The sequence below is a fragment of the Nitrosopumilus sp. b3 genome, from assembly GCF_014078525.1.
GTDB lineage: Archaea > Thermoproteota > Nitrososphaeria > Nitrososphaerales > Nitrosopumilaceae > Nitrosopumilus.
Window position 1 is genome coordinate 156,535 of sequence record NZ_MU078696.1, and the last position, 21,930, is coordinate 178,464.

General features: G+C 33.5%; 22 protein-coding genes and 1 tRNA gene. 8 read left to right on the plus strand and 15 right to left on the minus strand.

The features are described 5' to 3' along the window. Positions 1–255: 255 nt before the first annotated feature. The 6 genes from C6990_RS07010 to C6990_RS07035 all read right to left on the minus strand — a co-directional run bounded on the left by C6990_RS07010 (position 256) and on the right by C6990_RS07035 (position 6,459). Positions 256–402 carry a hypothetical protein gene (locus C6990_RS07010; RefSeq protein WP_182129824.1) on the minus strand — a complete coding sequence of 49 codons (147 nt, stop codon included), beginning with the start codon at positions 400–402 and terminating at the stop codon, positions 256–258. 48 nt (positions 403–450) lie between these two features. Then, on the minus strand, positions 451–3,201 hold the full coding sequence (locus C6990_RS07015) for a fibronectin type III domain-containing protein (RefSeq protein ID WP_182129826.1): 2,751 nt from the start codon (positions 3,199–3,201) through the stop codon (positions 451–453). Between the two features lie 102 nt (positions 3,202–3,303). After that, entirely contained in the window at positions 3,304–4,932 is a 1,629-nt protein-coding gene (locus tag C6990_RS07020; RefSeq protein ID WP_255465303.1) for an Ig domain-containing protein, read from the minus strand. 79 nt (positions 4,933–5,011) lie between these two features. Continuing rightward, complete coding sequence (locus C6990_RS07025; RefSeq protein ID WP_182129828.1) at positions 5,012–5,428, minus strand: archease; 417 nt, start codon at positions 5,426–5,428, stop codon at positions 5,012–5,014. A 78-nt stretch (positions 5,429–5,506) separates the two neighbouring features. Next, the gene (locus C6990_RS07030) at positions 5,507–6,046 is read right to left on the minus strand and encodes an HD domain-containing protein (protein ID WP_182129846.1); all 540 of its coding nucleotides are present in this window, start codon (positions 6,044–6,046) and stop codon (positions 5,507–5,509) included. A gap of 47 nt (positions 6,047–6,093) precedes the next feature. After that, positions 6,094–6,459, minus strand: a complete 366-nt coding sequence (locus C6990_RS07035; RefSeq protein ID WP_182129847.1) for a VOC family protein — start codon at positions 6,457–6,459, stop codon at positions 6,094–6,096. Positions 6,460–6,550: 91 nt separating this feature from the next. On the opposite strand from C6990_RS07035, the gene C6990_RS07040 reads away from it, so the two are divergent. Continuing rightward, positions 6,551–7,501 (plus strand): MDR/zinc-dependent alcohol dehydrogenase-like family protein, encoded by a 951-nt coding sequence (locus C6990_RS07040; protein WP_182129849.1) that lies wholly within the window; start codon positions 6,551–6,553, stop codon positions 7,499–7,501. 278 nt (positions 7,502–7,779) lie between these two features. On the opposite strand, the gene C6990_RS11040 is transcribed toward C6990_RS07040, so the two are convergent. Beyond that, on the minus strand, positions 7,780–7,908 hold the full coding sequence (locus tag C6990_RS11040; protein WP_255465304.1) for a hypothetical protein: 129 nt from the start codon (positions 7,906–7,908) through the stop codon (positions 7,780–7,782). 322 nt (positions 7,909–8,230) lie between these two features. On the opposite strand from C6990_RS11040, the gene C6990_RS07045 reads away from it, so the two are divergent. Continuing rightward, entirely contained in the window at positions 8,231–8,779 is a 549-nt protein-coding gene (locus tag C6990_RS07045) for a DedA family protein (RefSeq protein ID WP_182129851.1), read from the plus strand. Positions 8,780–8,876: 97 nt separating this feature from the next. On the opposite strand, the gene C6990_RS07050 is transcribed toward C6990_RS07045, so the two are convergent. From C6990_RS07050 to C6990_RS07060, 3 genes are all read right to left on the minus strand, one after another. Continuing rightward, a complete protein-coding gene (locus C6990_RS07050) occupies positions 8,877–9,668 on the minus strand; it encodes a DUF72 domain-containing protein (RefSeq protein WP_182129853.1) in 792 nt (263 codons plus the stop codon). A 361-nt stretch (positions 9,669–10,029) separates the two neighbouring features. Further along, on the minus strand, positions 10,030–11,502 hold the full coding sequence (locus C6990_RS07055; protein WP_182129855.1) for a PQQ-dependent sugar dehydrogenase: 1,473 nt from the start codon (positions 11,500–11,502) through the stop codon (positions 10,030–10,032). A 41-nt stretch (positions 11,503–11,543) separates the two neighbouring features. Next, on the minus strand, positions 11,544–11,732 hold the full coding sequence (locus C6990_RS07060) for a hypothetical protein (protein ID WP_182129857.1): 189 nt from the start codon (positions 11,730–11,732) through the stop codon (positions 11,544–11,546). Between the two features lie 382 nt (positions 11,733–12,114). On the opposite strand from C6990_RS07060, the gene C6990_RS07065 reads away from it, so the two are divergent. Further along, a complete protein-coding gene (locus C6990_RS07065) occupies positions 12,115–12,510 on the plus strand; it encodes a DUF6659 family protein (RefSeq protein WP_182129859.1) in 396 nt (131 codons plus the stop codon). A 406-nt stretch (positions 12,511–12,916) separates the two neighbouring features. Here C6990_RS07065 and C6990_RS07070 read toward each other — a convergent pair whose 3' ends face one another. Continuing rightward, entirely contained in the window at positions 12,917–13,576 is a 660-nt protein-coding gene (locus C6990_RS07070) for a uracil-DNA glycosylase (RefSeq protein ID WP_182129861.1), read from the minus strand. Positions 13,577–14,060: 484 nt separating this feature from the next. On the opposite strand from C6990_RS07070, the gene C6990_RS07075 reads away from it, so the two are divergent. Then, the gene (locus C6990_RS07075) at positions 14,061–15,512 is read left to right on the plus strand and encodes an ABC transporter substrate-binding protein (RefSeq protein WP_182129863.1); all 1,452 of its coding nucleotides are present in this window, start codon (positions 14,061–14,063) and stop codon (positions 15,510–15,512) included. 196 nt (positions 15,513–15,708) lie between these two features. Here C6990_RS07075 and C6990_RS07080 read toward each other — a convergent pair whose 3' ends face one another. Both C6990_RS07080 and C6990_RS07085 read right to left on the minus strand, forming a co-directional pair. Further along, positions 15,709–16,449, minus strand: a complete 741-nt coding sequence (locus C6990_RS07080; RefSeq protein ID WP_182129865.1) for a thermonuclease family protein — start codon at positions 16,447–16,449, stop codon at positions 15,709–15,711. Between the two features lie 87 nt (positions 16,450–16,536). Then, positions 16,537–17,523 (minus strand): aldo/keto reductase, encoded by a 987-nt coding sequence (locus C6990_RS07085; RefSeq protein ID WP_182129867.1) that lies wholly within the window; start codon positions 17,521–17,523, stop codon positions 16,537–16,539. An 82-nt stretch (positions 17,524–17,605) separates the two neighbouring features. Here C6990_RS07085 and hisS point away from each other — a divergent pair, with 82 nt between their 5' ends. After that, on the plus strand, positions 17,606–18,889 hold the full coding sequence (hisS, locus tag C6990_RS07090; protein WP_182129869.1) for a histidine--tRNA ligase: 1,284 nt from the start codon (positions 17,606–17,608) through the stop codon (positions 18,887–18,889). On the opposite strand, the gene C6990_RS07095 is transcribed toward hisS, so the two are convergent. Next, positions 18,870–19,535, minus strand: a complete 666-nt coding sequence (locus tag C6990_RS07095) for a translation initiation factor IF-6 (protein WP_182129871.1) — start codon at positions 19,533–19,535, stop codon at positions 18,870–18,872. The genes hisS and C6990_RS07095 overlap by 20 nt on opposite strands. Before the next feature lie 124 nt (positions 19,536–19,659). Here C6990_RS07095 and C6990_RS07100 point away from each other — a divergent pair, with 124 nt between their 5' ends. The 3 genes from C6990_RS07100 to C6990_RS07110 all read left to right on the plus strand — a co-directional run bounded on the left by C6990_RS07100 (position 19,660) and on the right by C6990_RS07110 (position 20,976). After that, the gene (locus C6990_RS07100) at positions 19,660–20,169 is read left to right on the plus strand and encodes a 4Fe-4S dicluster domain-containing protein (RefSeq protein WP_182129873.1); all 510 of its coding nucleotides are present in this window, start codon (positions 19,660–19,662) and stop codon (positions 20,167–20,169) included. A gap of 101 nt (positions 20,170–20,270) precedes the next feature. After that, positions 20,271–20,819 (plus strand): 4Fe-4S dicluster domain-containing protein, encoded by a 549-nt coding sequence (locus tag C6990_RS07105; RefSeq protein WP_182129875.1) that lies wholly within the window; start codon positions 20,271–20,273, stop codon positions 20,817–20,819. A 73-nt stretch (positions 20,820–20,892) separates the two neighbouring features. After that, positions 20,893–20,976, plus strand: a tRNA-Ser gene (locus tag C6990_RS07110). Positions 20,977–20,978: 2 nt separating this feature from the next. Here C6990_RS07110 and C6990_RS07115 read toward each other — a convergent pair. Continuing rightward, positions 20,979–21,929, minus strand: coding sequence for a replication factor C small subunit (locus tag C6990_RS07115; protein WP_182129877.1), 951 nt, complete (start codon positions 21,927–21,929; stop codon positions 20,979–20,981). Position 21,930: the final 1 nt, after the last annotated feature.

Sequence of the window (21,930 nt, forward strand, 5' to 3'; positions counted from 1 at the left end):
ACAAGAAAACCCCTCTATTAAAAAATCTAGCCTACTTTTTTTACCACAAATTAGCACTATGAATAAAATAACTTTCTGATTATATGCTAAAAATAGATATTGCCATTATGAAAAGAACTTGCAAGAATTGCAATATTGAATTTGAGAATCGGTATAGTGATTTTTGTTCTCAAACTTGTTCAATGGAATATGTTCAAAACTCAATCATTGATATCCAATCAAACCAAAGTCATCTTAGTGCTCAATGATTGTAACTTAATCCTTATCAATATTTAGTGGAATTGCTTCAAATCTCCTTGATTTACACATAGGACATTGGTCTATGTATTTTGTAAAGCTGACAGAAGTATATGCAATACCACAGTCACCACAAATTCTAAGATTTCGACTTAGCTTTCCCATGTTAGTTCTGATAAAACATTATGATTAAAACTTAACCCTTTTTGATACTTACCAAAATTGCCACCAAGGTTTTACAACTGGTTTCTCAATAATTGTGCACACCCCTTCGATAAGCTTTGTTCCGGGACCACATATTCCAAACTTTTTCTCTACAACTTTAGGTTCTTCAATTCCTACTGCCTGATAAATTGACTCATACTCTGAAAAATTATCATCAAACCATTTCTTGTAGCTTGCCTCATTGTTGTATCTGTCAACATAACTCTGCGGATCTTTTGTTTCATCAACGAATGAAGCTGGAATTTGTAATGGCTCCTCAATTCCTACTGCCTGATAAATTGACTCATACTCTGAAAAATTATCATCAAACCATTTCTTGTAGCTTGCCTCATTGTTGTATCTGTCAACATAACTCTGCGGATCTTTTGTTTCATCAACGAATGATGCTAATCCAAGCTCTTCTGGCTCTGTTTCTGGCTCTGTTTCTGGCTCTGTTTCAGGTTCTGAATTACCTACAATATCATTTACAGTAATTGTAATTGCTTTTTTATCTGATAATCCATCCTTTTTTGCTACAACATCAAATGTGTATGTTTTCCCACCATCTGATGTTGATGGAGTCCATGAAAACATGCCTGTGTTTGAAATAATTTTTGCACCCGCTGGTGGATTTTTTTCCAAACTAAATACGACATCCTTTACTGAATTATCTACAAGTTTAACAATAAAAGATAGGAATTTTCCTTCGTCAATTGTAAGTTTCCCTATAGGACTGATTTGGACATTTGTTGATTTTGGTGTAGCAGAAAATTCATTTGATGGCTCACTTGTTCCTACATTATTAATTGCTGAGACCTTATACGTATACTTTGTATTTGTAATTAGGTTTGTATGTGAGTATGTTCTAGTTGTACTTTCAGAATCTTCAACTAATGTAGTGTATGGATTACTATCTTTTTTCACTTCAATTTTATAACCTGTTATTGGAGTATTTCCATCCATAACTGGTGGACTCCATGATAGATTGATCTGAGTTCCTGAAACAACTGTTGCTGTTAATTTTATTGGTGGTGAAGAAACTGTCATTTGAACTGCCGTAGATTCTATAGGTTCTTCTGTTGTATCTACAGAATCATTTCTTGGAGTTGCTGATGCTGTGTTTGATTCTTGTGTAGAACCAAACCCAATCTTTGCACTTACTGCAAAAGAGTATGTTTTGTCAGTTGCTAAATTACTAATAATCAATGTTCTAGTGCTGCCATTTGTCTCACCTACATCATCATAGACTCCTGGAATAATTTCTCGTTTGATTTCATATCCTTTAATTGTTTGACCAAACGTTTCTGATGGTGGTAACCATGAAAGCTTTATCTGACTGGGAGAAATTGCTGTTGCAGTTAATGCTGTAGGAGTTGTGGTATGTTCTGGTTTTACAGAGACAGTTGATGAAGAAACACTTGTGCCTTCTGAATTAATAGAGTATACCCGATAAAAATAAACTTCATCTGAATCCAGTCCTTGATGAATAAATGATGTAGATGTACTTGCAGTGTTTGCAGTAATTATGATAAAGTCTCCTGAACTAATTTTGTATTCTATCTTGTATCCCGTGATTTTAGGTACATCTTCATCCATTATCGGTTCATCCCAAGAAATCATTACTGAAGTTGGTGATACTGGAAATGCCTTTAGATTGTCTGGCTTATCTGGAATTAATGCAACTGGTTCTGGATTTACATTAAATGCTTGTATTCTATCGTTATCTGAATCAGCTACGAACAATAATTCATTTGTTGGATCAAGTGCTATTCCCATAGGAGAATCAAAATTCCCATTACCTGTTCCCAAAGTACCAAATTCTTCTACAAAACAAACACCATCTATAACCTCCTCAGTTCCACTAGGACAAGTTGTACCATCAATTATTTCAAATATCTGTATTCTATCGTTGTCCGTATCTGAAACATAAAGTAGATTATTGGTTGAATCAAATGCTAGACCCGAGGGATCATCAAATTCCCCATTATCATCCCCTGAAGTGCCAAACTGTTTGACAAAACAAACACCATCAACTGATTCCTCAGTTCCACTAGGACAAGTTGTATCGTCAACTAGTTCAAAAATTATAATCCTATCATTTCCTGAATCTGTAACATATAACATATCTTCAGAGTTATCCATTATCATGTTTGTTGGATTTTGAAAATCATCGTTTCCATCAAATGAATCAAATTTAAACAGAAAATCACCTGAAGAATCAAAAACGGAAATTGAATCCCTTTCAATATCAGAAATTAAAATATTATTTGTTGATTCTTGTATTGTGATTCCTATAGCTGACCCAAGATATTCATCAATACCACTATCTGATGAACCAAATTTAAATTGAAATTCTCCATCATCATCAAATACCTGAATTCTAGCATTATCTGAATCTACAACAAAGAATTTCCCAAATGCATCCTTGGCAATGCTGACAGGATCGTTGAATTGACCATCCCCATCTTCATCTGCACCATCTGCATTACTATTACAATTCTGAATTTCTACAATATCACAAAATGAACCATAAAGAAAATCATCGTCCCCATCATCCTCAAAAACATTAATTCTGTTATTCTTGCTATCTACAACATAGAGATTTTTCCCATTTTTATCCATAATAACATCAGTTGGTGTGTCAAGTTCATCTTTGTCTGAGCCTACTGTTCCAAATTTGAAGGCAAATTCTGGCTCAGCATATACATTTTGAATTGATGCTATACAAAGCAGAAATAGTATACTAAAAATTATTTTCATCTTCAAGTTTTAATTAATTCCTTGAAGGGAAATTTATTAAACTGGATAATTAATTTCACTACTCATTTGATCAATTGAGGTTAACAATATTTGCAAAATTTTTTAAATTTTCATGTATTTTCTAGATTTTAAAATTATAATTGCAGGTGCCACAAAATACAATCCTATATTCATCATAATGACACCTATTCCATAACCTAAAACTTCTGATTCTGATTCTGCAAATGATAGAATTGACAATGATGATAGTAATGGAGTAATTCCAATCTTTACTGCTTCTCTAAATACTGGATTTTCCCTTTCAATATCTGCAATTGTTGGTGAGAATGAATAGTAGATTTGATTAAATCCTGACATAAATGATGCACCAGATTCAGTGTTCATTAATTGATTATCACGAATTTCTCTTAGTAATTGAACTTGTGGGGCCATCTCTGTACCATATGTTGCAGTTGCAATGAGACAACCTCCTCCTCCAGAATTATCAATAATTACACATACTCCATCTACCAAATCAGTTCCTTCTCCACACTCGCCACTCTCTGGTTCATCCATTACTGGTTCTTCAATTACTGGTTCTTGAATACCTACAGCATCGTATATTGTTATGTCTGGATATGTTTTATCAAACCATTTCTTGTATGTGTCTTCCCTATTGTATCTGTCAATATAGTATTGAGGATCCAAATTTGGATCAACAAATGCTGCTAATTCTTTAGGTTCTTCAATTCCTACTGCCTGATAAATTGACTCATACTCTGAAAAATTATCATCAAACCATTTCTTGTAGCTTGCCTCATTGTTGTATCTGTCAACATAACTCTGCGGATCTTTTGTTTCATCAACGAATGAAGCTGGAATTTGTAATGGCTCCTCAATTCCTACTGCCTGATAAATTGACTCATACTCTGAAAAATTATCATCAAACCATTTCTTGTAGCTTGCCTCATTGTTGTATCTGTCAACATAACTCTGCGGATCTTTTGTTTCATCAACGAATGAAGCTGGAATTTGTAATGGTTCAGGTTCTGGTTCCGGTATGGTTTGTTTTGGTTTTGGTGCAGGCTCCTCATATGCCTTTTTTACAGTAATTGTTATTTTTTCTCTGTCTTCCTGACTTCCCTTATTTACAACAATGTCAAATGTGTAAAAGACATCTTGTATGTTTCCTTGTGATTTTGTTGGAGTCCAAACAAACTTGCCCGTACTAGAATCAATTGTAGCACCAGTTGGTTCTCCCTCTAAACTAAAAACTACATCTGTAATTGAGCTATCAATTAGACCCGCAGTAAATGAAATAGTTTTTTCTACTTCAACTGATCTATTCGCAATAGATTTTAGTTCTAATACAAAGTCTGGAACTTCAAACAATTTTTTTCCATCAAATTCTAGTTTTATTGTAAACCCTTCTTCTTCTTTTTGACTATCGACAAAAGCTGTTGCATTATAGATTCCTTCACTGGTAAAGAAATTTGGAACCGGTCTTGGAATTGCGGTGAATTCCCCTTGATCTGGTGAAGGATCAGATAGCATCCCTTTGAAATTACCTCCTGCATCACGAATTATGATGAAAACGGTTTCTTTCCCGTCTTGGGTTCCAATTAATTTGAAACTCTCATCAGTTGTGTAAAACCCCTTTTCTAGGGACATTGAAGTTACATTGGCATAAGCCGGTGTCATTACAACTAGCAATAACAATAATGCCGATAACCCAGATAATTTTATGAGCACAATGTATGCTTGCTAGAGTTTATTTTTAAAAAACACGTATAATTTCTTCTTGCTTTAAGCAAAGAAATTTTCACCACGCTCATAAATCAAGTAAAAATCTCATGTATACTTCACCATTTGTTCTAATTTCCATGTCATAAAATGTTGGAGCCTTTATCTCTACTTTGAAATTGTGCTTTTGCACATCAAGTGGCTCCCCATATGCTGTTGCACTTATGGCATAACCGTCTTTTTCCTTAAGATCAAACTCTATTCGTTTTATTGCAAATCCTTCTGTAATCATAAGAAATGGGATCTCTTCAAGCCAGCTGAAAAGAAGATAACGTAAGTCTTTACCACTTGCATTGAAGTCTCTCTTTTCTTTTTCTTCAACTTTGTCTTGATCAAGTGTGAGATTAATTTCTGCTTCTGCTGCTACAGCAAATGCCTCTTTGATATCTTTTGCAGTAACCTCTATGATTGCATCTGTTGCATGATCTAAAAACTTGTAACTCAATTGTATTTTTTAGAAAACTTTCTGATTATTAATCTAGCCTATATGAAGTATGGCTAGACAATTAATTATTTTCTGATTCTAATTGATATCTCTTTGACCATATCTCTTTAAAATATGATTTATTGTTTCTAATAATGTTGTAATTTTAGGAAAATCTGAATTCATCAAATCCTTTTTAATGATTGATAAATGATTTCTCTTTTGTTTTATCTCTCTTAGTTTTTTTGATTTTGATGCATCATAATTTTTTAAATCACTCAAGTTTGCTGAAATATCACAAAGTTTGATTAATTTTGCTTCAAATGAGGCTTGCTTGAGTTGTATTCTGTATGTTTTTTCTCTTTGTTTTCTAGGTAGTGTTTTATCTTCAGTCAAAGATGATACAATTACAGTAATTCTATTTCCAAACTGCTCATACAAATTATCAAAACTTACATCTGTATCTTCAATAATCTCATGAAGCCATCCCGCACTTAGAAGTTCATCATCAATAACACCTAAACTCTTGAGTCTGTTCACTACATCTTCTAGATGCTTTGAGAAGGTACTGCCATCCTTTCTCAAATGTCCTGCATGTTTCTTTTTGGCAAGTAGTTCTGCACTTTTTACTAATTCCAAGATTTATTTCTAATGTGGTAAAATTTGTATTTTCATAATTGTATGGATTAATGCGCTTTCTCATCCATTTCTATAATTCCAAACATGTTCCCTTCAGTATCCGTGCACTGGGCAAACCATCCAATTTTTGGAATTGCCATTTTTGGAACAATTAACTGCCCTCCTTTTTCTAGAATTTTTTTAGAATATTCATTTATCGATGGAACATTGATTGTATTTGAGATTCCTATCTGTCCTGTCATTCTTTTTGACAACCCACCGTTAATTCCAGGCTCTTCTGTTCCTGTGGTGGCCATCCAATAGTCCATTGGTCCATCCCACTTCTCAAATTTCCAATCAAATACTTCTTTGTAGAATTTTTGTGCTCTTTCAGGATCATCTGCAGGTATATCGAAATGTGAAATTCTTGGCATGATTTTTGTCCTCACTAAATTATTTAAAATTGAGCTTTTAATTTTAAAAAATTTCAGTATTTTAAAATTGGATACTTTATGAAATGATTTGATGAAAGCTGCTTTTTTTGATGGCAAAAAAATTATTTTTGATCAAAACTATCCAGAACCAATTTCTTCTGAATCATTAGTTAGAGTAAACTTGGCGGGAATTTGTGGAACTGACTTGGAGATCCTAAACGGGTACATGAAGTATAATGGAATCTTGGGTCATGAATTTGTCGGGACTGTAGAAAAATCAGAAAATTCTAAACTAGTTGGAAAACGAGTTGTAGGTGAAATTAATGCTGGATGTGGAGTTTGCAATTCTTGTAAAAACGGAATGTCCCGTCATTGCCCTAACAGAACAGTTCTTGGAATTTTAAAAAGAAATGGAGCATTTGCAGAGTTTGTTTCACTTCCAGAAAAAAACTTGCATGTTTTACCTGATTCAATTAGTGATGAACAAGCTGTCTTTGTAGAACCGCTAGCAGCAGCATTTGAAATCAAGGAACAAGTAAAACTTGATCCTATATGGAATGTTGCAGTGATTGGTGATGGAAGGTTGGCACAATTAATTGCACGAGTGATAAAGTTATCTTGTAAGAATATCACCTGTTTTGGTAGACACAAAAATAAACTACAAAGTTTAGAGAAACTAGGAATCAAAACAAAGATTGGAATTGAACCCTCAGATGAATTTACTTTTGATTTAGTGATAGAAGCTACAGGTAGTAACTCAGGATTCTCTGATACTTTGAAACTAACAAGACCACGTGGAATTGTAATCTTAAAATCAACTATTGCTTCTAGAGAAAATTTAGATTTGACTCCAGCTGTAGTAAATGAAATAACCCTCGTTGGTTCTCGTTGTGGTTTGTTTAAACCTGCAATTGATGCACTCGCTACCGGAATGATTGCAGTTGATGACATGATTGATTCTACATTCCCTCTTGAGAAGTTTCAAGAAGCAATAATTCATGCAAAAAAGCCTGATACACTAAAGGTATTTCTAAAACCATGATTTGAATTATTTTTAACTATGAATTGATTATTCTAAAGGAAAATCAATGTTACAACAAGTACATTTGCCTCTTTTACCTTTGTAACGTATTTCAAAATATTCGATAATCTCTGTACTGCATACCCAACATGTGATTTTTTCATTTTGCTCTTTCACACTAATAGATACTTTTCATAGTTTTTATTTATGATGTAAATTATCTTAATGAAAAATATGAACCAGAGTATTTTGAAGAATCTAAATCTCAAAAATAAAAAAATGAATTAAATTATAAAATATTATTTCAATATGGCTAATTGTTTGAAGCAGGCCATCAATCCATACACCTCGTCAGATGTAAGCTCCCTTTCTTGTTTGATTGCTATTTTTAACATGTCTGCCATTAGGCGAAATTCTTTTTCTTCCATTACTCCCCTAAAATTCGAATTTTTTTTAAATTATAAATCTCTTATTTTGAAATATTTCATTTAATGGATCTATTTTATGATCGATCACTTTTGTTTATTTTAGAAATTTATACCTGAAAAAATAAACTGTTAAATTTTTTAAAAGCAATTTATGAAAAAACCGATCACAGATTTTTTTAAAATGTTAATTTTGATATTTTCTCACAAGATTGGAAAATATGTTTTGGATATTACGAAATTCTCATAATTGTCATGTAGTGACTAAGTCTATCATAGTTTTCACTCGGAAAGTAATTTAGTAAGATTTCATTTCCAGAAGCAATTGGAACCATTTGATTCATTTCTTATCTGGATTGCAGAGTTTTTAGGAGAGCATCTTTACGAAGGAATCTTCTTGGCAGCCTTACTTGAGACTATTGTTCCTCCAATTCCCACTCTTGCAGTATTTCCTACTGCTGGATTCTTGGCATCTCAACAAGGTATCTCTCTAATTGGTCTTATTCCTATGATTCTACTTGGGGGAGTAGGTGCCACTATAGGTACATCTGCAATATACTTAATTGCATTAAAGCTAGGTAGAGTTGTTTTAATCCGTTATCTTCGATATGTTCGAGTATCTGAAAAAAAATTAGAGCGAGTAGAGATTTGGTTTGAAAAATACGGTGACAAGGCTGTATTTTTAGGAAGAATGGTTCCAGTAATGAGAGAAATGATTTCAGTTCCAGCTGGATTATTAAAAATGAAAATTCCAAAATTTGTTATTTACACATTTGGAGGTTCATGTGTTTGGTCTACTGGAACAATTCTATCAGGATATTATTTTGGTGAGGCAATTGGACTTGGCACTAGCACTATGGCATCATTGCCTTAAATATCAAAAAGGTACTATAACTTGTAACATCCTATTGTTTGGCTGGATGCATAGCAGAGATTCTTCAATGCTCCCCTAGTTATTGAAGAATTTCTGTTTAAAAATTACCTAATGTTTTTTGTCTCTTCTCTTCCCAAATCAACTCACTCATTCCTAGTTGCATCCGCAAAGAATTTGCAGTAGCAGGACCAAACCCTTCAAAATGATTATTTGTCATTACCATTGCAAGTGGAATGTCTTGAATACTTTCTAGTTTCTTTGCCCAGTCTGTGATCTTTTCTTTTCTATCTTTTGTAACTTTACCAAATTCTGAATCTGGAATGGAACGATCTCCAATTAATCTAACGTAAAGATAATTTGCTGTTACTGGAAATGGATTGTTTATTCCTGCAACATCATTCCATACTAGGCAGTGTTTATTTTGTTTTAGATATGACAGTGCTTCATCTGAAAACCATGATTCATGTCTTCCTTCAATTGGATACAAAAAATCATCAGGCAAAATATCAAATAACTCTTCTAGTCTTGGTTTTGCCTCATCAAATGATAGGGATGGTGGTAATTGCAAAACCAGGGCTGAAACCTTTTCGTGAATTGGAATAAGAGAAGATAAAAATGAAAAAACTTCGGAATTTACTTTTTCTAACCTCTTTTCATGCGTAATAAGTGATGGAAATTTGGCTGTAAATCTAAAATGCCGTGGAGTGTCAGCATTCCATCTTCTTATTATCTCTTGAGAGGGAATTTTGTAAAATGTAGAGTTTATTTCAGTAATCTCAAAAATCTGTGAATAATATCTGAGCCAATCTTGACTCTTTAGATTTCTTGGATAAAATGTACCTGACCATCCTTGATAACCCCACCCAGTACATCCTATTTTGATATTCATAATAATGGTTGATTATGTGGTATTTTTAAAAATTTGAAAGCTGACTGTTGCGGATTAATCTTTACTCAGCCTTGCTGTATGCATAGACCGGTAAACAATCACCAGCATTTGGACAATAGGATGTTGTGTCAGCTTTCTGATATACAATATGCATTCATTAAATAAAAAGTAGATCACAAATCTCAACTAGTATTAATTAAATTTGTAAGAAATTTTTTTCTTCAAATTCATTTAAGAATAATTTCTACTTGATGTTTATATTAAAATTCCAAAATATGGAAGATATGTTTAATTTCAGAAAGAAAAGAGAATTTGTATTTATTCGTATTCCTTCAATTCCATCAAGTAAAATCCCTAAAGACTAGATTTTGATGAATCCGTTATTTATCATCCATTGAATGTTTTTGAAAAACTCTTCATCTGATATTAATCCCTGGCTCCACCATCCAGCATCTTTTCGTAACCATGATGGTAATTCTTCTTCAGAGTCTCCTTCAAATATTATTCCAAAGGGCATTGAAATGATATTATTTTCTAAAAGATATTGGAGCCCTGATGAATAGTCGTTATCTGATATTTGATTTAATGACCACCACTTTGCAGTATTTCTAACCCATTCAGGAATTTTAGAAATTATTTCCACAAAATGTTTGCCATCTTCAGTTCTGCACTGTCTTGGATATGATTCCAATATTGGATTCCCTGATTCGGCACATTCCTCAAAACTATTGATTACATTTATGGGAGTAATTCTCAAAATTTTATCATCATTAGGATTTGGAAATCCTCTACCGTCTTGATTGCTTGTAAGGATGTACAAAAACCCATCAGGTCCAGTTTGCACATCACGCAGTCTTCCAAATTCATCTTGGAATAGTTTTTGGTGGGATAAAACCAAGTTATTTTCTAAATCAAACTCTATCATGTGAAGATGACTTCCTCTGAGTGTAGCCACAAAATATTTCCCTTTCCAGTCAGGAATTTTATCTCCCGAATAGAACTCTGCGCCTGATGGTGCCCATGTATCATCCCCCGTGTGAAGGATAGGATTTTGTAATCCCTCCAATGTTTCATCACCAATAATGTCTGGCCAGCCATAATTTGTACCTGGAATTATCACATTAATCTCATCATGGGCTACTCCTCTCCATCCTGATGGACCATGTTCTGTTGCAACCAAATTCCCAGATTCATCCCAATCAATCCCTTGAGGATTTCTATGGCCAATTGAATAAATCGGAGAATTCTTCCATGGGTTGTCATTAGGAATTGTTCCGTCAGAATTAATTCTTAGAATCTTTCCACCTAAGGAATTCAGATCTTGAGCTAATTTGGGATCTCCTGCTTCTCCTGTTGTAATGTATAATTTATCATCTGGACCAAATTGAATTCTTCCTCCATCATGAAATGGGCCGCCAGGAATCCCATCAAGTAATATTTTATCTTCTGTTAATTCGCCATCTATAAATTGAAATCTAACAAGTTTGTTTATTGTTGATAAAAATTCATTGTATGTATAATAGAGATAGATGAAATTATTTTCTTCAAATTTTGGATCCACTGCAATTCCTAGCATTCCTCCCTCAACTCCTCCAACTCCAAGTGACAATATCGGCTCCTCCAATAGTTTTCCGTTTTCAATAATTCTGATGTGTCCGTTTCTTTCTGTAAATATAACGGTTCCATCAGGTAACCAATCAATACTCCATGGAATAGTGAGGTTGTCAGCTAGTATATCCACTTTCACTCCAAGATCATGATATTCTTGAGCTAGTGCTACAGGAAATGAAAACAAAAAAATTGTAAAAATTACTCCATAGAATAAATCATTCATGCTACTCTTACATTGAACGTAGATAAATAATTAGACATTTTTTAGGAATTTGGCTGGCCTTGATATTGCCCTTTCTCACAAGAATCATAAATCTCTTTGATGATTAATTTGACTTTATCTACGTCATTTTCAAATTCAGCTTCAACAATAGCATTCTCCTCTTCATATCTGTGACCAAACTCCTTGATTTTATTTGGACAATCACATTTGTTGCATTGACATTTTTTCACATTATTTTGGATGTTACAACTAAGTATTTACTTTAAAATCTATTAGATGATTTGTTACGAAATAGGAAACGAGGTAAACTGGAAAACTACGAATTCTAGACGCTTCCATCTTTTTTCGTGTTTTCCTTTTTTTCTATCTGTCCACCTCCTCAAATTTCTCTTTTTGAATTTCGGCAGATATGATAGACCTCGTTATTCTAGTTGTGCAAAAATAAAATTTAAAGAGTTCCGTGTAAAATCTTAACATTTGTTTATTATCAATTATTTTATCATACAGATGTACAATAATTCGTGATTTGTACTATCTTCCATTATAAATTTTAGAATCATTTTTGCTAATTGTCTAATTGTGTTAAATACACAAAACCACATCTAATCCAATATGATAAATGAGAAATTTTCAATTGAGGATATCAAAAATAAAATCAAAGATATTTTGGCTGAGCCTGAAATTCGATATTGTGGTTTAATTGATTGCAAAGGGGAATTAATTGCAGGAGATTTTAAGGAAGGCGTAATCCCTTTTGAAAATGATGCAAGACGAAGACAGACATTTCAAGAACTAGCACACAGAGTTGCAAACAGAAAGGGATTTGATGCAAATTTAGGCAGAGTCAAATATTCTTCTTCAAGGCGAGAAAAAGTTGTGATGATGAGTTTTCCATTTGGAAGATACATCTTACTAGTTATTGCAGAGCCAAATGTAAACATCGATAGGCTTGGTTGGAAAGTCATTTACAAACTAGAGCATCAGTGGTCTGAATTTCATGGGCTGTAGAAAATTGTAAAAACTATACTTTTTTGAGTATTTAGTACATTGTTTGTAATCTATAATTATAATCAGGTAAATTCCAAAATTATATCAGAACACAGATGTTATACCATGATGAAGAGTTAAATGAAAAAGAATTAGAAAAGATATTTGAGAAATTAGATCCTAAAACTATCGAGCAAATCCAAAAACTCTATGAAAATACTGATTAAAAAAAATCTAAAGTTGTGATTTTTATTTAATTTATTTCTAGTCTGCTATTTCTCTTGCAATTTTATCATGACAAGTGCACTTACAAAATCTGTAAAAATCACCATCGTGCTCCGGATTGCATCTTGAACACCCATTACCTGATGCCATTTTTACTGTAAGGGAATTTTGAATATTTTAATTTTTTGCTAGGAATGTTAACTCAAGAAATTACAAGTTTTTTTGCCTTTGCAAATACTGCAGACCATTGCACCCAAGTTAATCTTCCTGTTTGTGTATTTTGCTTTGAAGGATGATATGATGTGATGATCTTTATGGTGTCGTATTTGAATAGTTTATTGTGCCCAAATTTTTCGGGTTTTACCTTGTATAATTTACAAGTTGCATCATATGCGATTTTTCCAAGACAGAGAACTATTGTAATATTTTTTAGAATCTTTCTTTCCTGCTCCAAAAAACCAAAACAAGTGTCCATCTCTTCTCGGGTTGGTTTGTTTTGTGGTGGTGCACACCTCACTGCTGCGGTAATATACGCATTTTTGAGTATCAATCCATCATCAATATTTTGACTAGTAGGAATAGATGCAAATCCATGTTTGTGCATTACTTTTGCCACCCAGTCTCCAGATGAATCACCTGTAAACATTCTACCTGTTCTATTTCCACCGTGTGCAGCCGGTGCCAAACCAACAATGAGTAGTTTCCCATTTACATCACCAAATCCAGATAGTGGCTTACCATAGTATTTTTCATCTTTGAATCGTCTAACCTTATTTCTTGCAACATCTCTAATGTAGACTGTTAGTCTTGGACATTTTTTGCATCTTACAATCTTTTTGTTTAGTGATTCAATTGATTTCAATAGTATTGAATTAAATTTGTTGTATTAAAAATTCTACTGAGTATTTTTTTCAATAAAACAAGATTCTATGTATCCGCTGCTGTTTGAATAATGATACACAATTCCATGTGGTAGTTTTGTTTGTCCAATTAATTTCATGATTTTACCTTAAAATTTTTTTACTTAACAAAATGCGTGTTCAAAAACTACACCATCTTTGGATCTCAATCTAGATTAATTCCCAAGGATTTAAGTCACCTTGATTCCCTCTACAAAACCATTTTCTTTTTCTTAAGCACAAGAAAATTATCATCAAACCAAGAAAAGAAATATTCACAAACTAATCTTTTTTCAAAACTAATTTGAGTTTAGAGCATTTTATTTTTCTACTAAACCAAACTTATATTTTCTAGGCGTGAATTATTCAAAAATTGTCTCATTTGTAATAATACTTACTATGATATTGACCGACATCCTTTATATACAAAAATAGAGAATTTGCGTAATGAAAAGTACACAACTTCTAAGCGTTGTTTTTTCACTGATCATGTTTACTGGAGTAACTGCCGGTAGTACAGCCTTTGCTGATACAGATGATCTTGAAGATAGACTAGAAGACTTTTGTGAAATGAACATTGAACAGCAACGTGACTTGTTCACTGATTATCCAGATATGGCAGAATATGACGAAAAACTTTCTGCAATTTGTGATATTGTAGATGAAGAAGAGCGTGATGATGCACTTGATGATTTCATTTTCGATGTTGTTCTAGCTAGAGATGATGTTGAAGACGACTTTAATTCCGAGTTTGAGGAACTTGAAGATGAGTTCAATGATGATGGAATAGAAGTAGAAGACGATAGAGACAACAAGTATGACAGACATGCAGATCTTGATGACAGACTAGAGCACTTCTGTGATATGACTACAGATGAAAAACGTCAATTCTTTGCAGACCATCCGAGATTAGCACAATTTTCTGATAGATTAGAAAATTACTGTGATTTATCTGAGGATGACCGAGAAAATGAAATTGACAAATTTGTTGTAGAGCATAAAGATATCATCCGTGATTACATGAAAGATAAAGTTCATGATAAAATAACTGATATGGATTATGATAGATTATGTTCAATGGCAGAATCTGACAGAGCAGCTGAAATTACCGATGTTGCAAAACTTGATAGAATCTCAAAATGGTGTAATATGACACCCAAAGAGAGAGCTGATTACAAAACTGATCACATGAAAGATGTTGTCAAAGATCATATGATGGATAAATTCTCACATATGGATTTTAAGAAATACTGCTCAATGACTAACGCTGAGCTTGCAACTGCAACATTTGATAGAGAATTTGTAGAAAAGGCTTCAAAGTGGTGTGATATGACACCTGAAGAGCGAGAGGACTATCTAAAAGATCACATGAAAGACAAAGTTTCTGAGAGAATCAGAATGTCTGATATGTCTCCACGACTCAAGGCAATGATCATGGACAAACATGAAATTTCAGATGAGAAACGTGAAGAAATCAAGATGAAATACAGAGAAAAATACGGTGAATTGACTGATGAGAAAAAATCAGAACTAAAGATGAAGTTCAAAGATCACATGGAAAAAGTCAAAATCAAAATCTCTGATGAGCGAAGATCAGCAATTCATGACAGATTATCTGACATGAAAGCATTCAAGGCAGAACTTCGTGAGAAAGCATCTGAAATGACTGATGAAGAAAAACAACAACTTAGAGAAGAATTCATTCAAAAGGCAAAAGACATGCAATTAGCATGGATTTCACCACGTACACAAATTACTGCAGGCATTGATGCTGCAGAAGTCGAGTGTCGCGAAGGTTTCAGCCTTGTAATGAAAGCATCAAACGGAGTTCCAATGTGTCTCAAAGCAGATACTGCTCTTAAGATGATAGATAGAGGAATTGTTGTTCCTACTAACTAATCTTTCTTTTTCATTTTTAAAAAAATTCTATTTTGTACCATTTAATCCCATTTAATTGAAAAATTTTATTTAAAATTAATTTTCTTCAAGCCTGCAAATATTTCTCTTAACAGGATTCTTGAAGGATATCACTTCATAGCATTTTCTGATATATATCCATACAGAAATTTAGAAAGCATGGTAATTTTACAATCCCTTAGGATTCACAACCAATACCGTCTTTGTCTGAATCAAATCTATGTGGATCTGGCTGTAAAACTGTAAATCCCTTTTTCTCAATGTCTTTACAATCCAAGTCTGGTGGACTGGATGGAATACAAAAGTCTGGATATGACGTATCACAATTACTTTTGGCAGGTTCTGGATTATTATTTGAATTCTCTAATTCTGAACCAGAGTTTGAACATCCATGTTTTTGGGCCCAAGATTCTTTTCCAAATTCACTTGAATCACAAAATCTGTCTTGTAGATATCCTAAATTAGCATCTAGCAATTCTGAATTGAGATTTATACCATTGCATGTTATTACACCAACCATTCTTCCATAACTTCCAAGTACTTGTCCATCATCTTCATCTACCAAAACTTTAGATCCTACTGGACAAATCGTTTCTATGAACTTCTTTGAATCCTGACCTTCAAACATCTTTAGTTCAGGAGCTGAAGATAATGAAAATCTAATTGATTGACCATCTACTATGATTGTATCGCCATCAATAATTTTAGTAACTGTACCCTCAAAGCATTGAGCAGTACCAGAACAATCTAATGAAGATTGTTCACTATGAGGTGATTCTAATTCAATTTGTTTTGGATCTCCTGGAGTTATCTCTGACTCTCCTAAATCAAAAGATGAATGACCATCTCCGCCTATGAAAATCATTAAAATTATGAGGGGAATTCCAACACCTGTTCCAATTATGAGTTCTTTTCGCATATTTCTAAAATAATTCTGTAAACTCGAACATATTAAAATAAAGTTTTAAAAAAACTGCCTAGTTTTGCATAGTTTGGATGAATTTTTCTACCTGTATTCGGCTCCACAATCCCCGATTTTCTCAAACAAATCATTTGATTTTACTGTAACTAAATTAATCAATGAAATATCATCATTATCTAATTTCACATCAAAAACTTTGGCATTGTCATTTCTGTGATTAGTAATTCCTAACCTTGCTCCTATGATTACTCCTGCAACTTGAGGTTTATCAAGTACAAATCTGGTAGCAATATTTGAAATACTGCACTGATGTTTTTTTGCAATTTCATCCAAGGTACAAAGTAATTCTTGAAATAACTGCCATCCTCCCCAAATATCTATCATATTCTTGTATTTTTGTAAGCTAGATGTAGTTAATTCCGATCTATGTGGTTCATCTACTCCCAAATATTTTTCAGAAAAGAATCCCCCTAACAGAGTTCCATATGTTAGAATCTTTATCCCGTTTTTAACAAAAAATGGTATCATTATTTTTTCTGGTCTCTGATCTAAAATAGAAAACTGAACTTGGTTTGATACTATATGAAATCCATTTTCAATCATTATTCTAATTCTCTCAGTATCAAAGTTTGTCAATCCCAAATGTTTGATTTTTTGTTCGCTTTGCAATTTTGACAAGTGATGAAGTGCATCAAGATAACTTGTATCATTATAATCCCACCAGTGAAATTGAAGTAAATCAATACAATCAGTATTCATTTTTTTTAATGATTGCTCAATGTAGTGGGTGACAATACTGTTACTCATTGGACCTGGATTTGGAACAAATTTTGTTAATGCTTGTGATTTAGCTTTGTCAATTTTTTCTCTAAATTCTCCTACCAATGATTCTGCAGGACCGTAAATGTCTGCCAAATCCCAAGTTGTAAATCCTGAATTATGATATTCTATCATATCTGCAATCGCTAAATCCTTCTCAATCTGACCATGGCCTCCTGCAACTTGCCACATTCCATTTAGTATTCTACAAACTTCCAAATCCTTTGCAAGAGTAATTTTCTCAATAGACACAAGTTTCTTAGAAAAAATCTCTTTAAAAAACTGGTATTCTCACAGAAATATCTAAATCACAACCATCTGAGAAAGAATCATCTTGGAACTACCACGAGGGATGAAAGATTTTGAGGGTGCAGAAAATGCAAATCTTGAACATATTCGATATCATTTCAAGCAACTTTCCAATTTGTATGGGTTCTCATTCATGGATCCTTCTCCAATTGAACTACTATCTACTTTAGAAACAAAGTCAGGTCCAGGAATTAGAGATGAAATTTACTATTTTAAAGATAAGGGGGACAGAGAAGTCGCATTAAGATTTGATTTCACAATGGGTCTGACAAGATACGCAGCTTCGCAAAAATCTATGAAACTACCCGCAAAACTCTCAAGTTTTGGAGGTGTGTTCAGATATGATGAGCCACAAAAGGGAAGATATCGATATTTCCATCAATGGGATATTGAGGTATATGGAAAACCCTCAATTGAATCAGAAGCTGAAATCATTGAATTGACCTCCAGACTATTTGATTCACTTTTACTTAAAGGAATTACAATTGACATTAATCATAGAAATCTAGTAGAGTCTTACATTAACAAAATTTTCAATTCAAAAGAATCTGAACTAGTAGCTGATATTTTGAGAGCAGTAGATAAAATTGCAAAAAAATCAAAAGACGAAATTCTAAAAGAATTTCAAGCAAAAGGATACGAAACAGAAAAAATAGAAAAGATTCTAGAGTTCTCACAAATTAAAGGAACAATTTCAGAAGTTGAAAAATTATTTGATACAACACAATTAGATTCCTGGGATGAACTAAAACAACTATTTGATTCACTTGAAAATAGAGGTGTTTCTAATGTTAGAATTAATTTTGGTATAGTTAGAGGATTAGATTACTACTCAGGAACTGTTTTTGAAGTATTTGATAAAAATTCCACATTAGGAGCATTAGCAGGTGGTGGTAGATATGATACACTAACTAAAGCATTTGGAAGAGAAGATATTGGTGCAACTGGAGTCGCAGGTGGAGTTGAGAGAATTATTCTTACAATGCAAGAGCAAAAAATAATTCCAGAAATATTCCAAAAAAGAGTTGCAGTATTATACATCAATGAGGAAATGCAAAAAGTCGCTCATTCCATAACCTCACTATTAAGACTCAATAACATCCCCACTGATATTGACTTGGCAGGAAGGAATCTGAAAAAGCAAATGGATATTGCAAACAATGCAAAGTTTTCAATTATAGTTGGACCTGATGAACTTGAAGAAGGAAATGTTGTTCTAAAAGATATGGTTAATGGGACAGAAGGGACAATTCCGCTAGAGAAATTGACAGAAGATCCTAAATCTGTTCTTAATTTAGAAAAGCTCTAGTCAACATCATAATTTCAGGACCTGTGGTTAGTGATCCAACAATTATGGAATGATTATTTGCTAATATCCCTGATGCAACATATGGAATTCCATTATTAATGGAACATTGCTCAATTTTTACGCCTAATAAATTGGAAAATGTCTTCATATCTTCCTCGTCGGCTTCTGGATGGATGGCAGCACCAGAATTATTTGCAACCATTACAGAACCTGTTTGATTAAAACCTGCAATTTTTTTCTGAATTACTTCGACCCCTAAAACATCTGAAATATTTTTACAGTCTTGAGAAGATAACCATGGAGAAACAATTGCTCCTTTATCATTTGTACAAATTACATTTCCTAAGGCAGATAATTTTGAATCAAGAACTCCTATTTCTAATCCCGTTTCATTTTTTAGAAAATCATATTCATCTTGATATGCAGTTTTCGGAATAAGTATTCCTTTGTTATTCATTACACATAATGATCCAATTAGTCTTGTGTTTGCAATTGACATGAATAGACATTCCACATCAAGATGTTTTGCAAGTTTGTCTGCTTTTGATTGTGCATATCCCATTGGAAGTAAAATTACACTATCGTTTACTCTAGTGTAAACCCCAATGTTAGGACCACGATATACATCAAATTTGATAATATCCATATCCAGAGAATTGATGGTTCAGCGTTATGAACGTAAGGAAATCATTCCTAGTAGATCGATTTTTTACTGTGAATCCATAATTTACCTTATCTAGCTTTAAATAATAACCCTGAAAAATTAAACCATGCCAATAGCAGAAAATTTCCCAGAAGGCCTAAAGCCTATTGGAAAAGTAAATCTCGATGATGGAAATTTCCATATCATGTGGGGTCCAGGTAAAGAAAAGAACACTGATGGTTCACCAGCTGAAGCATTTGCAGATTCTGATGTAGTAGCAGCATATACTACAAGAGGAGAAGAACATGTTCCTCTTGGTGTTAGTGGAACAATGGTTGCAGTAGATTGGGATTCATGTGTAGCAGATGGAGCATGTATTGAAGCATGTCCTGTTCAAGTATTCCAATGGTATAGAACTGAAAAAGATATTCCAGCCAAAGATGTTGTTGGTCAAACTTTTGCAGGAACTGGTTCAGCTGAAAAAGATCAAAGAAAAGATCTAACTGATAAGGCAGATCCAATTAGAGAACATGATTGTATTTGGTGTATGGCATGTGTATCTGTATGTCCACCTCAAGCAATCAAAGTTGATCAATCAAATGTTGAAAAACATGAAGCAGCTGCCAAAACCCTTTAGAATTTCAAGACCCGATTATATCTAAAAATTTTTATTTTATTTTTTATTTAGTCTCGACTAATTATATCTAGATTTAAATAATATTTTGAGGTAGTCTGTTTATGGTAGATCTACAAATACCCGAAGACTTTTGTCACAACGATGTAAAACCAAAAGGAAAAACAAGCCATGCAGATGGTGAGAATTTCCACTGGATTTGGGGTGAGGGAAGAACTGATGGTGCAGCATTCTCAAATGAAGATGTAAAAGCAGCCTATGAAGCTCGAGGAGAAAAACAAGTTCCTCTTGGAATTCATGGAACTACTGTTGCAGTCGATTGGGATTCTTGTGTAGCAGCTGGTTCATGCATGAGTGTATGCCCAGTTCAAACATTCCAATGGTACAGAACCGAAAAAGATATTCCAGCAGAAAAAGTATTGGGAGAAACTTTTGAAGGAACTGGCCTAACAGAACAAGATGAAAGATTAGATTATACGGACAAATCACAACCAATCAGAGAACACGATTGTACTGTTTGTATGGCATGTCAAGAAATCTGTCCTGAAGGAGCTATTCGTATCGAATCAGCTAACCAAGAATGGCACGAGAAAGCAGCCGGAACATATGTAATTATGAAATCTGGTTCTGAAAACCCACACGCACACGATTAAAGAAATTTTTTCTTTTTTCTTATTTTTCTATTCTACATCAACAAATTTTAATCACTTCTATCGAAGAGTTTTCGCAGAGGTCGCCTAGCTCGGTAGGGCGCGGGCCTTGAGAGCCTGTGTGCGCAAGCATACGGGGGTTCAAATCCCTCTCTCTGCGTTTTAATTTTCTATTTTTCCAAGTTCTGCTAGCATTGCTGATAGCTGAATTTCAGAATTAGCACCAACTAGGACTCTATAATCATATTTTGCAATAATCTCTAAAATATCTGATAATTTTTTATGTTTTGATTTGAAAACAGCCGAGTTGAGATATTTTAGAAAATCTGATTCTGACATTCCATAAACCTTGATTAACTCAATCATCTTCTCTCTTGCTTCTCCGATCTTGCCTGATAAAGCAATCTTTAGAACATCATCTACATCAGTGGTTTTAGTCAGACCTGCTGAACTCTTGACATACTCCTCGGTAATCCCTCCAAGACTAGCAGTTGCTTGCATTAAATTAATTGCGTGTCTCATATCTCCTTCAGAATAATCATAAATTGCCTTGAGTCCTTTTTTATCAAATTTGACTTTCTCTTTTTTTGCAATCTCTTCTAATCTTTTGATAAGATCCTCTTCAGGAATTGTTGTAAACTTGAAGGTAGCACATCTACTTTGAATTGGATCGATGATTTTTGATATGTTGTTTGCAATGAAAATAAATCTACAATATTTTGCAGTGTCTTCTATAATTCTTCTAAGTGCTGTTTGAGCATCTGCAGTCATCTCATCTGCTTCATCTAAAATTATTATCTTGAATGGAACTTCTCCCATTCCAGCAAATCTTGAAAATTTCTTTACTTTCTCTCTAACCATACCGATTCCTCTCTCATCAGATGCGTTTAGCTCTAACGTGTAATCTTTGAAATTTTCTCCCAAAATTTGGTTTGCGATACATAATGCAGCAGTTGTCTTTCCAACTCCAGCAGAACCTGAAAACATCAGATGTGGCATATCAGTTGGATCTTTGATTAATGCCTCCAAACTACCAATAATTTCAGTTTGATTTACAATTTCTGATAGTTTTGTTGGCCTATACTTTTCAACCCACATTCCACTATCCAACATG

Excerpts from the sequence above, each read along its gene's own strand:
- C6990_RS07015 (WP_182129826.1), bottom strand. The coding sequence starts at position 3,201 with ATGAAAATAATTTTTAGTATACTATTTCTGCTTTGTATAGCATCAATT.
- C6990_RS07010 (WP_182129824.1), bottom strand. The coding sequence starts at position 402 with ATGGGAAAGCTAAGTCGAAATCTTAGAATTTGTGGTGACTGTGGTATT.
- C6990_RS07105 (WP_182129875.1), top strand. The coding sequence starts at position 20,271 with ATGGTAGATCTACAAATACCCGAAGACTTTTGTCACAACGATGTAAAA.
- C6990_RS07075 (WP_182129863.1), top strand. The coding sequence starts at position 14,061 with ATGAAAAGTACACAACTTCTAAGCGTTGTTTTTTCACTGATCATGTTT.
- C6990_RS07115 (WP_182129877.1), bottom strand. The coding sequence starts at position 21,929 with ATGTTGGATAGTGGAATGTGGGTTGAAAAGTATAGGCCAACAAAACTA.
- C6990_RS07040 (WP_182129849.1), top strand. The coding sequence starts at position 6,551 with ATGAAAGCTGCTTTTTTTGATGGCAAAAAAATTATTTTTGATCAAAAC.
- C6990_RS07055 (WP_182129855.1), bottom strand. The coding sequence starts at position 11,502 with ATGAATGATTTATTCTATGGAGTAATTTTTACAATTTTTTTGTTTTCA.
- C6990_RS07035 (WP_182129847.1), bottom strand. The coding sequence starts at position 6,459 with ATGCCAAGAATTTCACATTTCGATATACCTGCAGATGATCCTGAAAGA.
- C6990_RS07050 (WP_182129853.1), bottom strand. The coding sequence starts at position 9,668 with ATGAATATCAAAATAGGATGTACTGGGTGGGGTTATCAAGGATGGTCA.
- C6990_RS07065 (WP_182129859.1), top strand. The coding sequence starts at position 12,115 with ATGATAAATGAGAAATTTTCAATTGAGGATATCAAAAATAAAATCAAA.
- C6990_RS11040 (WP_255465304.1), bottom strand. The coding sequence starts at position 7,908 with ATGGAAGAAAAAGAATTTCGCCTAATGGCAGACATGTTAAAAATAGCA.
- C6990_RS07100 (WP_182129873.1), top strand. The coding sequence starts at position 19,660 with ATGCCAATAGCAGAAAATTTCCCAGAAGGCCTAAAGCCTATTGGAAAA.
- C6990_RS07080 (WP_182129865.1), bottom strand. The coding sequence starts at position 16,449 with ATGCGAAAAGAACTCATAATTGGAACAGGTGTTGGAATTCCCCTCATA.
- C6990_RS07095 (WP_182129871.1), bottom strand. The coding sequence starts at position 19,535 with ATGGATATTATCAAATTTGATGTATATCGTGGTCCTAACATTGGGGTT.